The sequence below is a fragment of the Longimicrobium sp. genome, from assembly GCF_036399255.1.
Taxonomy (GTDB): domain Bacteria; phylum Gemmatimonadota; class Gemmatimonadetes; order Longimicrobiales; family Longimicrobiaceae; genus Longimicrobium.
Genome location: NZ_DASWNM010000114.1, coordinates 1 through 20690, shown reverse-complemented (window position 1 = coordinate 20690; position 20690 = coordinate 1). Strand labels below are relative to the sequence as shown.

The 20690-nt window shown below is 75.7% G+C and carries 9 protein-coding genes; 5 read left to right on the top strand and 4 right to left on the bottom strand.

Annotated features, from left to right (window positions below; genetic code table 11):
- The first annotated feature begins 273 nt into the window (after positions 1–273).
- The 5 genes from VGC13_RS20920 (at position 274) to VGC13_RS20900 (ending at position 9784) form a co-directional block, all read left to right on the top strand.
- On the top strand, positions 274–4326 hold the full coding sequence (locus VGC13_RS20920) for an amino acid adenylation domain-containing protein (protein WP_331127230.1): 4053 nt from the start codon (positions 274–276) through the stop codon (positions 4324–4326).
- Between the two features lie 221 nt (positions 4327–4547).
- Positions 4548–6272, top strand: a complete 1725-nt coding sequence (locus VGC13_RS20915) for a cyclic peptide export ABC transporter (RefSeq protein ID WP_331127229.1) — start codon at positions 4548–4550, stop codon at positions 6270–6272.
- A 200-nt stretch (positions 6273–6472) separates the two neighbouring features.
- The gene (locus tag VGC13_RS20910; RefSeq protein ID WP_331127228.1) at positions 6473–7315 is read left to right on the top strand and encodes a hypothetical protein; all 843 of its coding nucleotides are present in this window, start codon (positions 6473–6475) and stop codon (positions 7313–7315) included.
- Positions 7315–8196: an aldo/keto reductase gene (locus VGC13_RS20905; protein ID WP_331127227.1), complete on the top strand. Its 882-nt coding sequence runs from the start codon at positions 7315–7317 to the stop codon at positions 8194–8196. The genes VGC13_RS20910 and VGC13_RS20905 overlap by 1 nt, the downstream gene beginning before the upstream one ends.
- A gap of 655 nt (positions 8197–8851) precedes the next feature.
- Complete coding sequence (locus VGC13_RS20900; protein WP_331127250.1) at positions 8852–9784, top strand: hypothetical protein; 933 nt, start codon at positions 8852–8854, stop codon at positions 9782–9784.
- 436 nt (positions 9785–10220) lie between these two features.
- On the opposite strand, the gene VGC13_RS20895 is transcribed toward VGC13_RS20900, so the two are convergent.
- From VGC13_RS20895 to VGC13_RS20880, 4 genes are all read right to left on the bottom strand, one after another.
- A complete protein-coding gene (locus VGC13_RS20895; protein ID WP_331127226.1) occupies positions 10221–10850 on the bottom strand; it encodes a phosphotransferase-like protein in 630 nt (209 codons plus the stop codon).
- Positions 10847–12124, bottom strand: coding sequence for a hypothetical protein (locus VGC13_RS20890; RefSeq protein ID WP_331127225.1), 1278 nt, complete (start codon positions 12122–12124; stop codon positions 10847–10849). Before VGC13_RS20890 ends, VGC13_RS20895 begins: the two co-directional genes overlap by 4 nt.
- Positions 12121–16563 carry a beta-ketoacyl synthase N-terminal-like domain-containing protein gene (locus tag VGC13_RS20885; RefSeq protein WP_331127224.1) on the bottom strand — a complete coding sequence of 1481 codons (4443 nt, stop codon included), beginning with the start codon at positions 16561–16563 and terminating at the stop codon, positions 12121–12123. The genes VGC13_RS20890 and VGC13_RS20885 overlap by 4 nt, the downstream gene beginning before the upstream one ends.
- Before the next feature lie 17 nt (positions 16564–16580).
- On the bottom strand, positions 16581–20690 hold a 4110-nt coding region (locus VGC13_RS20880; protein ID WP_331127223.1), incomplete at its 5' end, for an amino acid adenylation domain-containing protein.

Below are 20690 nucleotides of genomic sequence, written 5' to 3'. Positions count from 1 at the left end.
GATCGCTCGATCCTGGATGCGGGATCGTGAGGATGATGCCGATGCCGGCTCGGATGCGGGATCGTGATGCGGGATCGTGATGCGGGAGTGATGCGGGAGTGATGCGGGATCGTGATGCGGGATCGTGATGCGGGATCGTGATGCGGGATCGTGATGCGGGATCGTGACGCGGGATCGTGACGCGGGATCGTGATGCAGGCTCGTGACGCGGGATCGCCGGATCGCGGGTCGCGGGATGCAGGACCAGGACAGACCCATTCCACGGGAGCACGTGTGAGCGAGGTGATCGAGGGGTATCGTCCGTCTCCGCAGCAGCGGCGCCTTCTGGCCATTGGCCGGGGGCGCGGCGGCCGCGGCGCCCTTTCGGGCGTGGCCGTGCGCGTGCGCGGCCCGCTGGACGGCGCCGTGCTGCGCGCCGCCCTGGCCGCGGTGGTGCAGGGCGCCGAGGCGCTGCGCACCCTGCTGGTGCGCGAGCCGCGCTCGGGCATGCCCCTGCAGGTGATCGGCGACCACGCGCCCGCGTGGGACGACGACGCCGACTGGACGGGCGTGGCCGCGGACGAGGTGGAGCGCCGCGTGGCCGCGTGGAGCGACGCCACGCGCGCCGCCGCCGCCGACCCGTCGCGCGCGCCGCTGGTGAGCGCCGCCCTGGCCCGCGTCGACACCGACGACCACCTGCTGTTCCTGCGCGTTCCCGCCGCCCTGGCCGACGCCGCCACCCTGTCGATGCTCGTCGCCCGGCTGGCCGCGGCGTACGCGGGACGGGACGAGGCCGCGGGCGAGATGCAGTTCGCCGACGTTTCCGAGTGGCAGAACGAGCTGCTGGAAGGCGACGAGGGCGATGAAGGGCGCCGGTTCTGGCGGCAGCGCGCCGCCGCCGCCCGCGTCCCCCTGCGCCTTCCGCACCAGTCCGCCGCCGGCGCCGACGGGGCCGCGGGAGAGCCGCCGCGGACGCTCGCGGTGGAGACGGAGCCCGCCCTGGCGGCGCGGCTGGACGCGGCGGCCGGCGCGCTGCGCATCCCCGCCTCCACGCTGGTGCTGGCGGGGTGGACGGCGCTCCTGCACCGCCTGACCGGCCAGCCCACCGTGCGCCTGGGGGTGGAGGTCGACGGGCGCGGCTACGAGGAGCTGCGCGGCGTGATGGGGCCGTTCGCCCGCCACCTTCCCATCGCCGCCGACGTGGACGACGAGACGCCGGTCCCCGCGCTGGCGGGCGCGCTGGACGCCGCGCTGGCCGAGGCCGTTCGCTGGCAGGACGCCTGTCCCGCCGGCGAGGCGGGCGAGGGGGAGCCGGTCGCGCCGCTGGGCTTTGGCTGGCGCCCGCTTCCCGCACCGGCCGCGGCCGGGGGCGTCTCGTGGCGCGTGGTGGACCTGGTCGCCGCCGGCGAGCCGTTTGCCGCCGCGCTGCTCTGCGCGCCGGGCGAGGGGCGTCTGGACGTGCGCCTGGCGTACGACCCCGCGCTGCTGGCGGACGAGGCGGCCGCGCGGCTGGCGGAGGAGGCGGCCACCGTGCTGCGCCACCTGGCCGCCAACCCCTCCGCCTCCGTGGGCGCGCTGGAGGTGGTGGGGCGGCGCGAGCAGGCGTGGCTGCTGGAGGCGCTGGAGTCCGGCCCCCCGCTGGCGGACGAGGGCGGCACGGTGCTGGACGCCGTCCTGGCCCGCGCCGCCGTGTCCCCGCGCGCCGTGGCGGTGCGGTGGGAGCGCGGCGAGGCCACGTACGGCGAGCTGGCGGCCCGGGTCGAGGCCCTCGCCGCCGCCCTGGGCGCGCTGGGCGTGGGCGCCGAGACCCGCGTGGGCATTCTGCTGGACCGCTCGGCCGACGCGGTGGCCGCCATGCTGGCGGTGATGCGCGCGGGTGGCGCCTACGTGCCGCTGGACCCCTCGTTTCCGCTGGACCGGCTGGCCTTCATGCTGGGCGACTCGGGCGCGGCCGTGCTGGTGAGCGACGCCGCCGGCGCCGCGCTGGGCTACGAGGCCGGCTGCCGCGTCCTGCGCACCGACCAGCCCCTGCCGGGCGAGGCCCCGGCCGGCGAGGCGCACGCGTACGCCGATGCCTCCGCCGGGACCCGCATCGGCGGGACCGGGATCGGCGCCGGCGCGGGGCTCCTGGCGGCGGCGCGGCCGGAACACGCGGCGTACGTCATCTACACCTCGGGGACCACGGGGCGCCCCAAGGGCACGGTGGTGGACCACCGGTCGCTGGCCCGCTACGTCCGCGCGGCCACCCGGGCGCTGGAGCTTCCCGAGGGCGCCTCGTACGCCGTGGTCAGCACCCTGGCGGCGGACCTGGGGACGACGATGCTGTTTCCCGCGCTGGCGCTGGGCGGCACGCTGCACCTGGTGGCCGAGGGCCGCGCAACCGACCCCGACGCGTGGGCGGCGTACGCGGCCGAGCACGGCATCGACTGCCTGAAGGTGGTGCCCAGCCACCTGCGCATGCTGCTGGACGCCGCGCGCCCCGCCGCCGTGCTTCCGCGCCGGCGGCTGGTGCTGGGCGGCGAGGCGTGCCCGCGCGAGCTGCTGGAGCGCGTGCGCCAGCTGGCCCCCGGGTGCCGCGTCTTCAACCACTACGGACCCACCGAGACCACGGTGGGCGTGGTGGCGGGCGAGCTGGCGGGCGAGGAGGACGATGCGCCCCCGCTGGGCCGGCCGCTTCCCGGCGCCCGCGTGCACCTGCTGGACCCGCGCGGCCGCCCCGTCCCCGCCGGCGTGGCCGGCGAGGCGCACGTGGGCGGGGGCACGCTGGCCCGCGGCTACCTGGGCCGCCCCGCGCTCACCGCCGAGCGCTTCGTCCCCGATCCCTTTTCCCTTCGCCCCGGCGCGCGCCTGTACCGCACCGGCGACCGCGCGCGCTGGCGCGCCGACGGGCGGCTGGAGTTCCTGGGCCGGCTGGACGACCAGGTCAAGGTGAACGGCTGGCGGGTGGAGCCCGCCGAGGTGGAGTCGGTGCTGGCCGCCCACCCGGGTGTGGCCGCGTGCCGGGTGGTGGCGCGCGAGGCCGCCGGTGGCCGGCGCCTGGCCGCCTACGTGGTCCCCCGCCCGGACGAGGCGCCCGACGCCGAAGCGCTGCGCGCGCACCTGCGCCGGCACCTTCCCGAGGCGTTCGTCCCCGCCGACTTCGTGCTCCTGCCCCGCCTGCCGCTTACGCTGAACGGCAAGGTGGACCTGCGCGCGCTTCCCGACCCCGCGGCGTCGGCGCCGCGCCGGCGGGTGGAGCCCCGCACCCCGGCCGAGACGGCCATGGCGGCGATCTGGGAAGAGGTGCTGGAAACGCGCGGCGTGGGCGTGACCGACGACTTCTTCGCCCTGGGAGGCAACTCGTTCCTGGCCGTGCGGCTGATGTCGCGCATCCAGAAAACGTTCGAGCGCCGCCTTCCCCTGGCCGCGCTGATCGCCGCGGGGACGGTGGAGCGGATGGTGGAGATGGTGGAGGAGGATGCCGGCGGCGGCGCGTCCAGCCACTTGGTGGAGATCCGCCCCGGCGGCCCGCTGCCCCCGCTGGTGTGCGTGCACCCCGGCGAGGGAACGGTGCTGTGCTACCGCGGCCTGGCGGCGGGACTGTCGGGCGACCGGCCGCTGCTGGGCGTCCAGGCGCTGGACTTCGAGATGGACCGGGCCCCGCTGATGCGCATCGAGGAGCTGGCCGCCCGCTACGTGGACGCGCTGGCCGAGCGCGGCCCCGGCCCGTACGTGCTGGGCGGATGGTCGTTCGGCGGGCTGGTGGCCTTCGAGATGGCGCGGCAGCTGGCCGAGCGCGGCATCGAGGTGCCCCGCCTCCTGCTGTTCGACTGCCGGCTCCCGGTGACGGGGCCCGCGCTCTCGACGGTGGACCCCGTGCTGCACCGCGTGACCATGCTGTTCCACGGCGCGCTGCTGGTGAAGGACGGGCGCACCGTGGTGGAGGGCGCCGAGCTGGCCGGGCTGGAGCTGGACGCGCAGCTGGAGCTGATCGCCGGGCGGGCGGGGGTGCGCAAGGAGGTGCTCCTTCCCCGGCACGTGGCCCCCGACCAGCTGGAGCGGTACCTGGCGCTGCGGGTGGCCCGCACGGCGGGGGTGCTGGACTACGCGTGGCGGTCGGCCCCCGTGCCCATCACCCTGTTCCGCGCCGCCCAGGTGGAGCTCGACACCCCGTTCCCCCAGATGCGCGAGGCCTTTGAGCGCGCCGCCCGCACCCCGGACTACGGGTGGGGCGCGCTGACCCCCGAGCCGGTGGAGGTGGTGGAGGTGCCGGGCACGCACCACACCATGTTCTCCGAGCCCCACGTGCGCGAGCTGGCCCGCGCCGTGGAGCACGCCCTGGCCGCCGCGCCCGCCGCGGTGGCCTGACGGCGGATCCGGCGGACCCGGTCCCCGGCGCGGACGCGGACGACGCGCTCCCGGCAGTAGAGAGAGAGACCGAAGAGGCGCGGCGGAACGGCCGCCGCGCCGGGGCAGGAAAGAGGGCGCCCGCGGGGCGTCCACCGACGTGAGGACGTGAGGCGGGCCGTGCGCGCCGCGGGATTCTCCGCGCGCCCGTCCGTCCCGGTACCCCTACGAAGAGTACGTGCATGCGGCAGCTGATGAGGCTCGCCAGCTACATCCTGGGCCAGTCCCGCGGCCTTCGCCGGCCGCGGGGGCTGCTGGTGGCCATGATCGGCACCGGCCTGGCCAGCGGATTCGCCATGGCCGCCATGGTGGGGGTGGTCAACACCCTCATCACCCGGCCGGAGCCGCCGTCGCGGCGGCTGCTGTGGGTGTTCCTGGCCCTGCTGGCGGTGCGCCCCCTCCTGCGCTTTGCGTCGCAGGCCATGCTGATGCGCCTGATCGAGCAGGCGTTCTTCACCATTCGCCAGGACCTCTGCATCCGCATTCTGGCCACCCCCATGCGGCACCTGGAGGGGATCGGCAAGAGCAAGCTGATGGCGGGGCTGAGCACCGACGTCTCGCAGGTGGGCAGCGGCGTGGCGGCCATGCCGGGGCTGGTGATGGCCCTGTCCATGGTGGTGGGCTACACGTCGCTGCTGGCCTGGCTCTCCCTTCCCCTGCTTCCCGTGCTGGTGGCCATCATCGGGCTGGGGTGGATGTCGCTGCGGTGGGCCATGAAGCGCGCCACCGCGCTGAGCTCCGCGGGCCGGCAGCTGTACGACGAGGTGTCGAAGCGCAACCGCGCGCTGCTCGAGGGCACCAAGGAGCTCAAGATGCACAGCCGCCGGCGCGACGCCTTCGTGCGCGAGCTGGAGGGCGTGTCGCGCGCCCACCGGCGCGAGGTGGCCCGCGCCGACGTGACGCTGGCGGCCCTGGCCAGCTGGACCGAGATCATCTTCTTCGGCGCCATCGGGGTGCTGGTGTTCGTGTCGCCGGGGTTCGTGGAGGTGGGGCCCACGGTGCTGTCCAGCTACGTGCTCACCGTGCTGATGCTGCGCGGCCCCATCGACTCCATCAACGGCGCCCTTCCCGCGCTGGCCCAGGCCGCCGTGGCCATCCGCAAGCTGGACGGGATCACGGCCGACCTGGACCGGCAGGCGCTGGATGTGGCTCCCCCGCACGACCCCGTGCCCGGTCACGCCTGGCGCGGCGTGCGGCTGGAGGGCGTCACCCACACCTACCGGCGCGAGTCCGACGACGAGCGCTTTCTGCTGGGCCCCGTCTCGCTTTCGCTGGCCCCCGGCGAGCTGGTGTTCATCGTGGGCGCCAACGGCAGCGGCAAGACCACGCTGGCCAAGGTGCTGCTGGGCATCTACGCCCCCGAGGACGGCCGCATCCTGCTGGACGGCGCCCCCGTGGACGACGCCGCGCGCGACAACTACCGCCAGCACTTTTCGGTGGTGTTCAGCGACTTCTTCCTGTTCGACTCGCTGCTGGGACTGGACACGCCCGGGCTGGACCGCAGCGCGGCCGGGTACCTGGAAACCCTGCACCTGCACCACAAGGTGAAGGTGGTGGATGGAAAGCTTTCCACCATCGACCTGTCGCAGGGGCAGCGCAAGCGGCTGGCGCTGCTGGCCGCGTACCTGGAAGACCGGCCCATCTACCTGTTCGACGAGTGGGCGGCCGACCAGGACCCGCTGTTCAAGGAAGTGTTCTACCAGAAGCTGCTTCCCGATCTCAAGGCGCGGGGCAAGACGGTGGTGGTGATCAGCCACGACGACCGGTACTACGGCGCCGCCGACCGCATCGTGCGGCTGGACGAGGGGCGGATCACCTTCGACGGGCCCGCGCGCGAGTACCTGGCCCCGCGCTCCGTCCCCATCCTCGTTGCCCAAGCCGCCGACGCGCAGCCCTGGCCCGCGTAGGGCGGCGCGGACCCCCCCGGCGACGGCGCGGCGCGCGCGGGGGACCCGGGCCCCGCGGTGCCGCGCGACACCTCCGAAACGAACCAGGACATGTCCGATTCATCACCGATCCGGCACACCGACGGGCTGCACCGGATCGCCGCCGCGCTGGACGCGGTGCCGCAGGCGGCGGAGCCCGCGCCCGCGGAGGCCGCATGGGCGTGAGCACGGTAGTGGGCGGGCTGCGCCTGGCGCCCGCCCCGCGGCGCACCCTGGTGGTCAAGTTCGGCGGCACCTCGCTGGGCACGCCGGCGCGCATGCGCCGCGCGGCGCTGCGGCTGGAGGCGCTGGCGCGCTCGGGCCGGCCGGTGGTGGCGGTGGTCAGCGCCATGGGGCGGCGCACCGACGGCATCCTGGCCTGGGCCGGCCAGGTGTGCGGCGGCCCCCCGTCGCGGGCGTGCAGCCGCGCGGTGGACCGGGCCCTGGCCACCGGCGAGGAGCTTTCGGCGGCGCTGCTGGCGGCCGCCTTGGGCGCCGCCGGGGTGCGCGCGCAGGCCCTGCGCGGCGGCGAGGCGGGGATCGAGGTGGAGGGCCCGTACGGCGGCGCTCGCATCCGCGAGGTGCGCCCCCACCCCCTGCTGTCGCTGCTGGCCCAGGGCGTGGTCCCCGTGGTGGCCGGCTTCCAGGGCCGCCGCCCCGACGGCGAGACGGCCACGCTGGAGCGTGGCGGAAGCGACATCAGCGCGGTGGCGCTGGCCGGGGCGCTGGGCCCGGCCCCCTGCCACATCGTCACCGACGTGGACGCGGTGTACGCCCGCGACCCGCGGCTGGACCCGGGCGCGCCGCGCTTCGCCGAGCTCACCCACGAGGCGCTGGTGCGGCTGGCCGAGGCGGGCGCGCGGGTGGTGCACCCCGGCGCCGCCCGGCTGGCCCACACGCTGGGGGTGCCCCTGCGCGTCTACTCGTTCCGCGCGCCGCTGGGGCGGCCCGGGGGCACGCGCGTCCACACGCCCGGGGGCGCGCCGGCCGCGGAAGCCGCCGGTGTCGCCGGGGTGCCGGCGTGATGGAGGCCACGACGCTGGGCCGCGGCGGCCCCCGGGTGTCGCGGGTGGGGATGGGCGCCCTTCCGCTGTCGTGGGAGGGGCGCCCCCCGCGCGACGCGGCCGTGCGGGTGGTGCACCGCGCCCTGGAGGTGGGGGTGACCCTGTTCGACACCGCCGACTCGTACTGCCTGCACGCGGGCGAGACGGGGCACAACGAGCGGCTGCTGCGCGACGCCCTGGCCGCGCACCCGGCGGGGCGCGGGGCGGTGGTGGCCACCAAGGGCGGGGTGGCGCGGGTGGGGGGGCGGCTGCAGATCGACGGCCACCCCTGGTACCTGCGCCGCGCCTGCGAGGCGTCGCTGCGCGCGCTGGGCGTGGAGACGATCGACCTGTACCAGCTGCACGCCCCCGACCCGCGCGTGCCCTTCGCCGAGAGCGTGGGCGCGCTGGCGCGGCTGCGCGACGAGGGCAAGGTGCGGGCGGTGGGGGTTTCCAACGTGTCGCCGGCGCAGCTGGAGGAGGCGCTGGCCGTGGTGCCCGTCGCCGCGGTGCAGAACCGGCTGAACCCGTGGGACCGCGGGGCCGCGCGCTCGGGACTACTGGCGCTGTGCGGGCGGGAGGGGATCGCCTTTCTGGCCCACTCGCCGCTGGGCGGGGCGGAGCGGGTGGCGCGGCTGCGCCGGTCGGCGGCGCTGGGCGAGGTGGCGGCGCGGCACGGGGCCTCGCCCGCGGAGCTGGTGCTGGCCTGGCTGATGGCCATGGACGAGGCCGTGGTGCCCATCCCCGGCGCGTCGCGGCCGGAGAGCGTGGAAAGCTCGGCCCGGGCGGCGGCGCTCCGGCTGGACGACGAAGCGCGGGCGGCGCTGGAGGCGGCGTTCGCGCCGGCCGCGAGGGCCGCGTGAGGAGAGGGAATAGGGAATAGGGAATAGGGAATAGGGAATAGGGAATAGGGAATAGGGGACAGGGGACAGGGGACAGGGGACAGGGGACAGGGGACAGGGGACAGGGGACAGGATGCCGCTACTGCTGGCCCAAGTTCCGGGAGCAAGGGTCCGCGCAGCAGGGGGGGAACTCACGCGGAGTCAACGGAGTTTTCTCGTGCCGTTTCCCCTGCCCTCATGATCCGAAAGGCTGATCCGTAGTGAGCGGAGGCATGGCGCTCCTGTCGACGAGGCACGAGCCGGCGGGGGCCACCGGGAACGCGAGGGAGAGGGAATGCGGCAGGGAGCCATCCGCGTTTTTCAGAGGAGGATGCGGATCACCCGATGATCTCCGCGGCGCACCAGGAGCAGGCCGTCACGGCCACCTGATGCGCGATCTTTCGAGCCATCCGCCACCTCCACGATCGAGGTGGGCGGGACGCCTGGCGGACGCGGCCCTTGTTCCGGGTTCGTGGTGCGGGGGCCCGGCGGACCGCGTTCGCGGATGACATGAGTACCCGCCCGGGAACGGCGCGGCGGCGACGCCGCGGCCTTTCCGGCGGACGACGATGCGGTTTTCGCGCGCCACTCCGGCGCCGGCGCCGCACGCACACCCCTACGGAAACACGTGAAGCCCATGCGGCACCTGCTGTCGATCAAGGACCTGGACCCGTCGGAGCTGCTGTACCTGGTGGAGCGGGGCGTACACCACCGCCGCGCGCAGACGCGGGCGGCCGAAACGCTGCGCGGAAGCGCGGTGGGGATCTGGTTTCGCAAGACCTCCACCCGCACCCGCACCTCGTTCACGGTGGGAAGCGCGCGGCTGGGCGCCACCCCCGTGGCCTACGGGCCCACCGACCTGCAGACCACCACCGGCGAAACGGTGGAGGACACCGCCCGCGTGCTCTCGGGCTTTCTGGACGCGCTGGTGCTGCGCTCCGCCGGCCCCGTGGCCGAGATGCGCACGCTGGCGGACCAGGAGCGGATGGCGGTGGTCAACGCCATGAGCGAGAACGAGCATCCCACGCAGGCGCTGGCCGACCTGACCACCATGCTGGATCACTTTGGCCGGCTGCGGGGGCTGCACGTGCTGTACGCGGGCGAGGGAAACAACTCCGCCGCCGCGCTGGCGCTGGCCATGTCGCGCCTGCCCGGGATGCGGCTGACGCTGCTGACCCCGCCGGGGTACGGCCTGGCGGCCGACACCCTGGCCGAGTCCAGGGCCTTCGCGGCCGGGTCGGGGAGCAGCGTGGAGGAGTTCCACGACATGGAGAACGTGCCGCGCGGGGTGGACGTGGTCTACACCACCCGCTGGCAGACCACCGGCACCACCAAGCCCGACCCCGACTGGCGGACGGGCTTTGCGCCCTTTGCGGTGACGCCGGCGCTGATGCAGCACGCCGCGGGCCCGCAGGGGGTCTTCATGCACGACCTTCCCGCGCACCGCGGCGAAGAGGTGCACGCCGAGGTGCTGGACGGCCCCCGCAGCATCGCGCTGCACCAGGCCGAGAACAAGCTGTACAGCGCTATGGCGGTGCTGGAGTGGTGCGTGGCCGGGCCGCAGCGCTGACCCGCACGTACGCCGCCACGCCCGTAGCACCGGAGCCGGGGAAACAACACCTTCATGGGTACAGAGGAACAGAGTCAGACAGAGGAACCGGGATGATCTTTCAGCCCGCGTTCTCTGTCTGACTCTGTTCCTCTGTACGATCATTCTTTGTCAGGATCTGGTAGTGCGCCGTGCAAAGGCGGTGCGGAAGGCTGGCAAGCTGGCGGGCCCAACGAAAGTGAACCCTGGGGCAGGCCTCGAAACGATGCCGCGAGTGCCGGTGCCGAGACGGCGCTGAAGCCGCTGTACGTGCGTCGGACGGTGGCGCTCCCGAATGGCTACTAAGGCGAGCTGAGCCCGGTCGGAAAGCCGGATGCGGGAAATCCGCACGTCCGGTTCGATGAGCGGGCAGGGGAAACCAGGGGGCTACGCCACGGCCCCCCGGCTCCGACTCTGCTCAGCTGATCACGGGGTCGGGCTCGTCGAGGATGGGAGAGCCGAGAAGGCGGGTAAAGGCGAGGCCGGGACCCTCCTCCAGGCGCCGCTGGATGGCTTCCACGCACTCCGCGGGGGAGGCGGCGAGGGTGTCCAGCAGCAGGTCGTAGGGGGCGTGCGCGTCCAGCGTTTCCAGCATGCGCACCTGCCGGGCCGCCTGCCCGGGGCCCGCGTTGCGGGTCGTGCGCGCCTGCTCGCGGCGCGTCAGCTCGTCCGCCGGGCACACCAGTCCCACGAAGAGCACGGGAAGCCCGGCGAACTGCTGCACGGCGTCCTTCAGCCAGCGCCGCCGGAAAAAGATGTGCTCCAGCACCACCCCCGCCCCCTCGCGGGCAAAGGCGGCGGCGCAGCCGTGAACCACCGGCAGCAGGTCCGGCCCGCGCAGCGCGCACTCCGGCGCGCGGCCGTAGACCACGTGCACGCGCCGGCCGTCGCGGCGCGGCTGCATGGCCTCGAAGTAGTCCAGTCCCACGTGCAGGTACGGCCGCGGCAGCAGGCGGGACTGCAGGTCGCGCGCGATCGTGGTCTTTCCCGTGCACGAGGGGCCGCTGAGCACGATGATCGTGCCGTCGGCCGGGACGGACGCGGTCATTGGTCCGGCCCGACGAAGGTGTAGCTGCCCAGGTACACCTCCACCGCGTACGCCTGGCCGTCGTCGGGGGGCGGGGGCGTGCGGGCGGAGAGCTCGGCGTGCCGGGGGTGGCCGGCGCCGATCACCCACAGCTGCCGCATCTCGATGGAGGCGCCCGGCGGAAGGGGCGCGCCGCCGGGGGTTTCCAGCGTCAGCCGGAGCTCGGCCGCGCCCCGGGGGGCGATCGTCACCGGCTCGGTGCGGATGGGGGAAAAGGTCTCCTTCACCTCCTTCTCCTTGGCGGTCCCCTCCTGCCCGTCGGGCATCACCACCTCCAGCACGGCCCGGGTCCCCAGCGGCACCCGCGACAGGAACGCCTTGAAGGTAAAGGTTTCGGCGGTGTCGTCCTGGTTGTGCACGGGGAGCGAGGCCACGCTCCCCCACAGGGTGCCGATGGACCGCTGGGCCGCCGCGCGGTTGCTCTTCAGCCACAGCTGGCGCGACCAGTTTCCCGGCTGCTCCGGCGGCAGGGCGGAAAACAGCTCGGTGGACACCACCGCCAGCAGCGACGCGTTGCCATCGTCCGGCGGCACGTACGCAAAGGCGCTTCGCGTGGCGGCGCGCCCGTCCGGGGGAATGGCGCCGCCGCCGCGCGCGCCCGCCAGCGGCGCCTCCAGGGCGCCGTCCAGGGTCCGCAGCGGGCGCCAGGCGCCGGGGGGCTGGTTCAGGGCCGCGGGGGCCTGCCACACCCGCGCCGTCGCGCCGCGCACGGCGGCGGGAAGGTTCAGGCTGGCGGCGCGCACCTGCAGGGCGTTCGGGCGCAGCGGCTGGGCGTGGAAGAAGCGGCGGCGCCAGCCGCGGGCCAGGACCAGCGCGGGAGACAGGGGTCCGTCGGGCGAGCAGAGCAGGTCGGGGCTTTCGGTCGTGCATCCCTGCGGCGGCACCAGCCCGGCGTCGGTGGCGCTGGAGCGAAGGTGCAGCCCCTTCCACGGTGAGACGGCGGCGGCGGCCGCCAAGCGGCAGCTTCCCTGGTTCCAGTTTCCGGACTCGTGAAGGGCGGCGGCCAGGCGGGCGTGGTCCATCCGTTCTCCGCTCCACCACTCGCCGGCGTAGGCGCCGGCCATCACCACGGCGACCGTGGCGGGGTGCGCGGGGGACTCCATGGCGGCGAACACCCGGCGCACCGCCTGGACCGCGCTCACGCCGCGGCGGCGACATCGCAGGGCCGTCTGCCACTCGGGCGGCACCGGGGCGGGGGCCCGCCGGCTGGGGGCCGGGGCGTGGGGCATGCTCATGGGGCTTTCTTTCCGGCGTGGGAGTTCAGGATGGCGGTAAAGGGAACGGCGCGGGGCGCGGGGGCCGCGGCGCGGGCCAGCGCGCCCAGCCGGGCAACGACCGCCGCGGCCAGCGCCTGCACCGTCTCCGCGCGGTGTACGCCGTCCGAGTAGCGCAGCACCAGGCGCAGCCGCCCCTCCGCGGCCGTGCAGACCACCTCCAGCGGGTGGGCGCGCGGGTCGCCCGGGGCGGCGCTCGGGCCGGCCGACCGCGTGCTGGCGCGGCCGAACAGCCCGCCCGCGCCGCCGCCCCCGCCCGCCGGGCGCCCGGTGTAGTTGAAGCTGACCTCGGCGCGGGGAAGGGCGGCGAGCCGGGCCCGGGTCTCGTCGTCGCCCAGCCAGCGCAGCACGCCCCAGCCGATGCCGCCGTCGGGAAGCACGCGCAGCCGGTCGCGGACGTGCGCCACCGCCCGCCGCGCGTCGGCGCCGTCGTCCGCGGGCAGGACCACGGGGAACATGCTGGTGAACCAGCCCACGGTGCGCGACAGGTCCACGTCGTCGAACAGGTCCTCGCGGCCGTGGCCCTCCACGTCGACGGCCACCGGGCCGCCGGCCCACTCCGCCAGCGCCGGCCCCAGCGCGGCCAGCACGAGCTCGCCCGGCTGCGCGCCGAACACGCGCGGGGCGGCCTCCAGCAGCGCGCGGCTCTCGTCCGGGCCCAGCGACGCCTCCACCATGCGGGTGGATTCCTCGGTGTCGGCGCCGTGCGCGTCGCGGGGCAGGGGGCGCGCGGCGGCGCACTCCTCGCCGGTCCACAGCGGCAGCTGGCGAAGCGCCTCGCCGCCGCGCGCGTACGCCCGCAGCCGCGCGGCCCACTCCGCGAACGGCGTGGTGGCGGGCGGAAGCTGCACCGGCGCGCCCCCCTCCAGCGCCCGGTAGGCGCGCTCCACCTCCCCCAGCAGCACGCTCCACGAAAAGATGTCCACGGCCAGGTGGTGGGCGGCCACCAGCAGGTGCTGCGGCCGTCCGCTCCCCAGGTCGAACAGGACCACGCGCAGCAGCGGCCCCGCGTGCAGGTCCAGCCCGGCCTGCGCCTCCGCCGCCAGGCGGTCCATCTCCGCGTCCTGGGCGTCCCCGTCCAGCGACGAGAGGTCCGCCCCGGAGACCACCGCCGCGTCGTCCGCTCGGCCGGCGGACGCGGTCCACTCCGCGCCGCGCCGGGCGTAGCGCAGGTGAAAGGCGTCGTGCCGCGCGGCCACCGCCTGCACCGCGGCGCGCAGGCGGTCCAGCTCCACGCGCTCGGCGGGCTCGAAGCGCAGCGCCTGGTTGAAGTGGTGCGGCGCCCCGCGCTCCCCCGCGAAGAACCAGCGCTGGACGGGCGTCAGCGGGATCTCCTCCCTCCCCTCGCCCGCGGCGGACGCGCCTCCATCCACCGCTTGGACGGGCTCGATGGACTGCGCGGCATCGACAGGACCGACGGAATCGACGGACTGCGCGGCATCGGCGGCATCGACGGGATCGACGGACTGCACGGGATCGAAGGAATCGGCGGCCTCCATCCGATCGACCGCATCGACCGCATCGGCCGTCCCGCCGGCGTGGACGGCTTCGCCCGATTCGCCGGCGACGAGCCGCAGCTGCTGGGACATCAGCTCCAGCTGCCGTTCGATCACCCACTCCAGCGACCCTCCGTCCGCCGCGCCGGCGGGAGTCGGAGCGGAAGCCGCACTCGGACTCGAAGTCGAACTCGAGCTCAGACTCGGAACCGGGGATGCGGACGTGCCGGCGGCGGAGGGCGGGTCCGTGGCGCGGCGGCGGGGCGCCTCGATCCAGTGGCGCTCGCGCTGGAAGGGATAGGTGGGCAGGCGCACGCGGCCCCGGCGCTCGTGCTTCCAGTAGCCGCCCCAGTCCACCGGCACGCCGCGCGTCCACAGCGCGCCCAGCGCCCGCAGCAGCACCTGGGCGTCGTCCGCCGCGTCGCGCGGGGGGCGCATGGAGGGGACGGCGGCGAGGTCGTTCTCGTCGTCCGCGTTCTCGTCCGCCAGCGCGCACAGCGTCTGCCCGGGGCCCACTTCCAGCAGCAGCGCGCCCGGAAGCGCCGCCACGCGCCGCAGCCCCTCGCCAAAGCGCACCGCCTGGCGCAGGTGCGCGGCCCAGTAGCGCGGGTCCACCGCCTGCCCGGGGGTGATCCAGTCGCCGGTGAGGTTGGAAGCGAAGGGGAGCGTGGGCGCGCCCCGCGTGGTGCGCGCCACCGCCTGGGCAAACGCGTCCAGCGCCGGCTCCATCATCGCCGAATGGAAGGCGTGCGAGGTGCGCAGCCGCTTTGCCCGCACGCCGCGGCCTTCCAGCGCCCGCTCCAGCGCCGCGACCGCTGCCTCCGGCCCCGAGGCCACGCAGGCGCGCGGCCCGTTCTCCGCCGCCAGCGAAAGCTCCGTCCCCAGCAGCGGGCGCAGCTCGTCCGCGGAAAGGGGAACCGAGAGCATGGCGCCGGCGGGCAGCGCCTGCATCAGCCGGCCGCGCAGGGCCACCAGCGCCAGCGCGTCCTCGAGCGCGAAGACGCCGGCCAGGCACGCCGCCACGTACTCGCCGATGCTGTGCCCCAGCAGAGCCCGCGGCCGCACCCCCCACTCCATCCACAGCGCCGCCAGCGCGTACTCCACCGTGAACAGCGCGGGCTGGGTGATCGAGGTCTCCGCCAGCCGCCGCGCCGCCTCGCCGCCGTCCCCCTCCGCCGGATACAGCAGCGTGCGCAGGTCCAATTCCAGGTGCGGCCGCAGAAGGGCGGCGCAGCGGTCCACGGCGTCGCGGAAGGTGGGCTCCGTCTCGTACAGCCCCCGGCCCATCCCCACGTGCTGCGCGCCCTGGCCGGGAAACAGGAAGATCACCGAGGGCTCCGCCCCCGCCGCCGTCCCCCGCGCCACCCGCTCCCCGCCGCCCGCCGCCAGCGCCTCCGCCGCGTCCGCGCCGCTCCGGGCCACCACGGCCGCCCGGCGGGCGAACGGCTGCCGCCCCGCCTGCAGGGTGAACGCCGCGTCGGCCAGGGAGATCGCCTCGTCCTCCCGCAGCGCCCCGGCCAGGTTGGCCTCCATGGCGTCCAGCGCCGGGCCGGTGCGGGCGGAGAGGGGGAGCAGGTGCCAGGGGCGGCGCGTGGGCCGCGGCGCGGCCGCGGGGGCTTCTTCCACCACCACGTGCGCGTTGGTGCCCCCCATGCCGAACGACGAGACCGCCGCCCGCCGCGGCGCGCCCCCACGCGGCCACTCCATCCCCTGCGCCGCCACGTGAAAGGGGGTGGAGGCCAGCGCCGTCTCGGGGTTGGGGGCGCGGAAGTGAAGGGTGGGGGGGATGCGCTCGTTGCGCAGCGACAGGACGGCCTTGATGAGCCCGGCGGCCCCGGCGGCGGCGTCCAGGTGCCCCACGTTGGTCTTGAGCGAGCCCAGCGCCACCGACCCCGGCCGGGCCCCCGCCGCGGCGTAGACGCGGGTGAGGGCGCGCACCTCGATGGGGTCGCCCAGGGCGGTGCCGGTGCCGTGCGTCTCGACGTACGCCACCGTGGACGCGTCCACCCCGGCCACGGCCAGCGCCTCGGCCACCACGGCGGCCTGGCCGTCCACGCCGGGGGCCGTGTATCCCACCTTTCCCGCGCCGTCGTTGTTCACGGCCGAGCCGCGGATCACCGCGTCCACCGGGTCGCCGTCGGCCAGGGCGTCCTCGAGCCGCTTGAGCACCACCACCGCCACGCCGCTGGCCGGCACCGTGCCGCCGGCCTCCGCGTCGAAGGCGCGGCAGTGGCCGTCGGGGGACAGGATGCCCCCCTCCTGGTACAGGTAGCCGCCGCCCTGGGGCACGGTGACCGTGGCCCCGCCCGCCACCGCCACGTCGCACTCGCCGGCCAGCAGGCTCTGGCAGGCGTAGTGCACCGCCACCAGCGAGGTGGAGCAGGCCGACTGCACGGTCACGGCCGGGCCGCGCAGGTCCAGCCGGTAGGCCACGCGCGTGGACAGGTGGTCGCGCGCGTTGGCCAGCACCACCTGGAACCCGTCCACCCCGCGGGCGCCGGAGAGCGCGGGCCACACGTTGGCCAGCAGGTAGGTGTTGTAGCCCGCGCCGCCGAACACGCCCGTGCGGGTGCCCCGCAGCGCGTGCCCGCACCCCTCCAGCGCCTCCCAGGCGCACTCCAGGAACAGGCGGTACTCCGGCGGGGTGAGCGCCGCCTCGGCGGCCGTCATCCCGAAGAAGGCGGCGTCGAAGTCCTCCACCCCCGCCAGCACGCCGCGGGCGCGCACGTAGTCGGGGTCGGCGCGGGTCTCGGGGCGCACCCCGGCGGCCACCAGCTCCTCCTCGGTAAAGAAGGTGATCCCCTCGCGCCCCTCGGCCAGCATGCGCCACAGCGCGGCCACGCCGGGCGCGCCGGGAAAGCGCCCCGCCATGCCGATGACGGCGATCCCCTCCGGCGTATCCATCTCTGGTTCCATCGTGTTCACGGTTCTCCGGGGAGTGCGGCCGTCTGCCGCCGCTGCAGCTGCGCGCGCTGCCGGCCCCGCAGGTCGCGCCGGTCGTGCGCCGGCGCGGCCTGCGCCGCGTCCCCGCCGCGCTCGACGAAGCGGGCCAGGGCGCGGATGGTGGGATACTGGAACAGGTCCAGCACCGTAAGCGCCGGCGCCCACTCCACCAGCCGCCGGTGCACGCGCGCCAGCAGCAGGCTGTGGCCGCCCAGGTCGAAGAAGTTGTCCTCCACCCCCGGCTCGGCCACCCCCAGCACCTCGGTCCACGCCTCGGCGATGCGCCGCTCCGGGCCGGTGGCCGGCGGCAGGGCGGGAGCCGCCGGGGCGGTGCGCGCCTCGGGGGCGGGAAGGGCCCGGCGGTCCAGCTTGCCGTTGGGCGAAAGCGGAAGCGCGTCCAGCGCCACCAGCGCCGCGGGAACCATGTGCTCCGGCAGGCGCCGGCGCAGGTGGCCGCGCAGCTCGGCGGCGTCGGGCGGGCCGTCCGCGCCGGTGACGTAGGCCACCAGCCGCGTTTCGCCCGCGGCGTCGGGCGCGGCCACCACCACCGCGTCGCGTACGCCGGGGTGCGCCAGCAGCGCCGACTCGATCTCGCCCGGCTCGATGCGAAAGCCCCGCACCTTGACCTGGAAGTCGAGCCGCCCCAGGAACTCCACCACGCCGTCCGCCCGCCACCGCGCCCGGTCGCCCGTGCGGTACAGCCGCGCGCCGGGGGTGGCGGAGAAGGGATCGGGGACGAACTTCTCGGCCGTCAGCCCGGGGCGGTTCAGGTAGCCGCGCGCCACCTGCACCCCGCCCAGGAACAGCTCGCCCGCCACGCCGATCGGCGTGGGCTCGCCGGCGCGGTCCAGCACGTACGCCGTGGTGTTGGCCACCGGCGCGCCGATGGGGACGGTGTGCCCCTCCGGGTCCGGGCGGCAGGCCCAGTGGGTCACGTCCACCGCGGCCTCGGTGGGGCCGTACAGGTTGTGCAGCCCGGCGCCCAGCCGGGCGAAGAACGCCTCCTGCAGCGCGTGCGGCAGCGCCTCGCCGCTGCAGAACACCAGGCGCAGCGGGGCGCAGCGCTCCTCCAGCCCCGGCTCGTCCAGGAACACGCGCAGCATGGAGGGGACGAAGTGCGCCACCGTCACCCCCTCGGCGGCCACCAGCTCCGCCAGGTACCCGGCGTCGCGGTGCCCCTCGGGGCGGGCCACCACCAGGGCGGCGCCGGCCAGCAGCGGCCAGAAGAACTCCCAGACCGAGACGTCGAACGAGAACGGGGTCTTCTGCAGCACCCGGTCGTCCGGGCGCAGGCCGTACCGCTGGTGCATCCACAGCAGCCGGTTGCACACGCCGCGGTGCGCGTTCATCACCCCCTTGGGGCGGCCGGTGGAGCCCGAGGTGTAGATGACGTACGCCAGCGAGTCCGGCCCCGCGCCGCCGTCGAAGGGCGCCGCGCTCTCCCGCTCGATGTTCTCCCACTCCGCGTCCACGGCCACCACCCGGGCGCCGGAGGGGGGCAGCATTCCCCGCAGGCGGTCCTGCGCCAGGAGCACGGGGACGGCCGCGTCGTCCAGCATCCACGCCAGCCGCTCCGCGGGGTAGCCGGGGTCCAGCGGCACGTAGGCGCCGCCGGCCTTGAGGATGGCCAGCAGCGACACCACGATCTCGGTCCCGCGCTCCATGCACACGCCCACCCGCGTCTCGGGCCCCACGCCCAGCCCGGCCAGGTGGCGGGCCAGCCGGTTGGCGCGCCCGTCCAGCTCGGCGTAGCTCAGCCGTTCGCCTTCGAACACCAGCGCGGTGGCCTGGGGCGCGCGCGCGGCCTGCGCCTCGAACAGGGCGTGGATGCGGGCCTCCGGCGGATACGCCACCGCGGTGGCGTTCCACGTTTCCACCACCGTCCGCCGCTCCCCGGGGGAGAGGACGGGGAGGCGGGAAAGGGGGAGCGCGGGATCCGCCGCGGCGGCCTCCAGCAGCACGCGCAGGTGGCCCACCAGCCGCTCCACGGTGGCGGCGTCCAGCAGGTCCAGGTCGTACTCCAGCGCGCCGCCCATCCCGTCCGGCGTCTCGTACATCGCCAGCAGCAGGTCCAGCTTGGCGGTGCCGCCCTCCAGCCGCACGGCGCTGGCGTCCAGCCCGGCGAACGGGGGAAGGCCCCCGGCCGCGCTCTGGAACGAGAACATCACCTGCACCAGCGGGCTGCGGCTCAGGTCGCGCTCGATGCGCAGCTCCTCCACCAGCTTTTCGAAGGGAAGGTCCTGGTGCGCGTACGCGTCCAGCGTGGTCTGGCGCACGCGGGCCAGCAGCTCGCGAAAGGCGGGGTCGCCCGACAGGTCGGCGCGCAGGGCCAGGGTGTTGGCGAACAGCCCCACCAGCGGCTCCAGCTCGCGCCGGGTGCGGTTGGCGATGGGGGTGCCCACCACCACGTCGTCGCCCCCGGTCCACTTTGCCAGCGTGGCCTGCAGCGCGGCCAGCAGCAGCATGAACGAGGTGGACCCCTCGCGCCGGGCCAGCGCCTTGAGCGACGCGGCCAGCTCCGGGGCAAGGGCAAAGCGGTGCACGGCGCCGCGGTGCCCCTGCACGGCGGGGCGGGGCCGGTCGGTGGGAAGCTCCAGCGGCGGGGCGCCCTCCAGCCGCTCGCGCCAGTACGCCAGCTGCGCCCGCAGCACGTCGCCGCGCAGCCAGTCGCGCTGCCAGACGGCGAAGTCGGCGTAGCGCAGCGCCAGCGGGGGAAGGGGCGAGGGCTCGCCCCGCACGAAGGCGCCGTACAGCGCCGACAGCTCGCGCAGCAGCACGCCGCCCGACCAGCCGTCCGAAACCACGTGGTGCACGGCGGTCACCAGCACGTGGTCGCCGGCCCCCATGCGCACCAGCCGGGCGCGGAACAGCGGGCCCGCCACCAGGTCGAACGGGGCGTGCGCGGCCTCCTCCACCGCCTCCCACGCGGCGTCTTCGTCCGCGGGATGCACCACGTCCAGTCGAAACGGGCGTTCGTCGGGCGCGTGCACCACCTGCACGGGGCCGGCGCCGTGGTCGGCGAAGGTGGTGCGCAGCGCGTCGTGGCGGCGCACCAGCTCGGCCAGGGCGCGCTCCAGCGCTCCGGCGTCAACCCGCCCCGCCAGCCGCAGCGCGCTGGGAATGTTGTACCAGCTTCCCCCCGGCTGCATGCGGTCCAGGAACCAGAGCCGCTGCTGCGAGAACGAAAGGGGGATCTCTCCCTGGGCCTCGTCCGCCAGGCTGGGGCGGATGGGCGGAAGCACGGTGCCGGCCCCGGCGCGGCGCAGCGCCTCCACCGCCTCGGCCAGCCCGGCCAGGGTGGGGCACTCGAAGACGGTGCGCAGCGGAAGGTCCACGCGCATCACCTCGCGCACCCGCGAGGCCACCTGGGTGGCGCGCAGGCTGTGGCCGCCCAGCGCAAAGAAGTCGTCGTCCGCGCCGATGGCGTCGGTGCCGGTGCCCAGCACCTCGGCCCACACGGCGGCCAGCACCTCCTCCACGGGCGTGCGCGGGCCGGCGGCGGCGGCGCCCTCCGCGCGGGCGGCGTCGGGGGCGGGAAGGGCGCGGCGGTCCAGCTTGCCGTTGGCGGTCAGCGGGAGGCCCTCCAGCACCACGAAGGCGGAGGGTACCATGTAGTCCGGCAGCCGCCGCTTTACCGCGTCGCGCAGCTCGCGCGGCTGCGGCGTGCCCTGGCGGGGCACCACGTACGCCACGATCCGCTTCTCGCCGCCGTCCTCGCGCACCAGCACGGCGGCTTCGCGGACCAGGGGCGAGGCCAGCAGCGCGGACTCGATCTCGCCCAGCTCGATGCGGAAGCCGCGGATCTTTACCTGGAAGTCGATGCGCCCCAGGTACTCCAGCGACCCGTCCGCCCTGCGCCGCGCGCGGTCGCCGCTGCGGTACAGCCGCCCCCCCGGCTCCGCGCCGAAGGGATCGGGGACGAAGCGCTGCGCCGTCAGCGCGGGCCGGCCCAGGTAGCCGCGCGCCAGCCCGGCGCCGGCCACGAACAGCTCGCCGGGGACGCCCAGCGGCACGGGGTGCATGGCGGCATCCAGCACGTACAGCCGCAGGTCCGCCAGCTGCCCGCCGATCACGCTCGCCACGCCCGG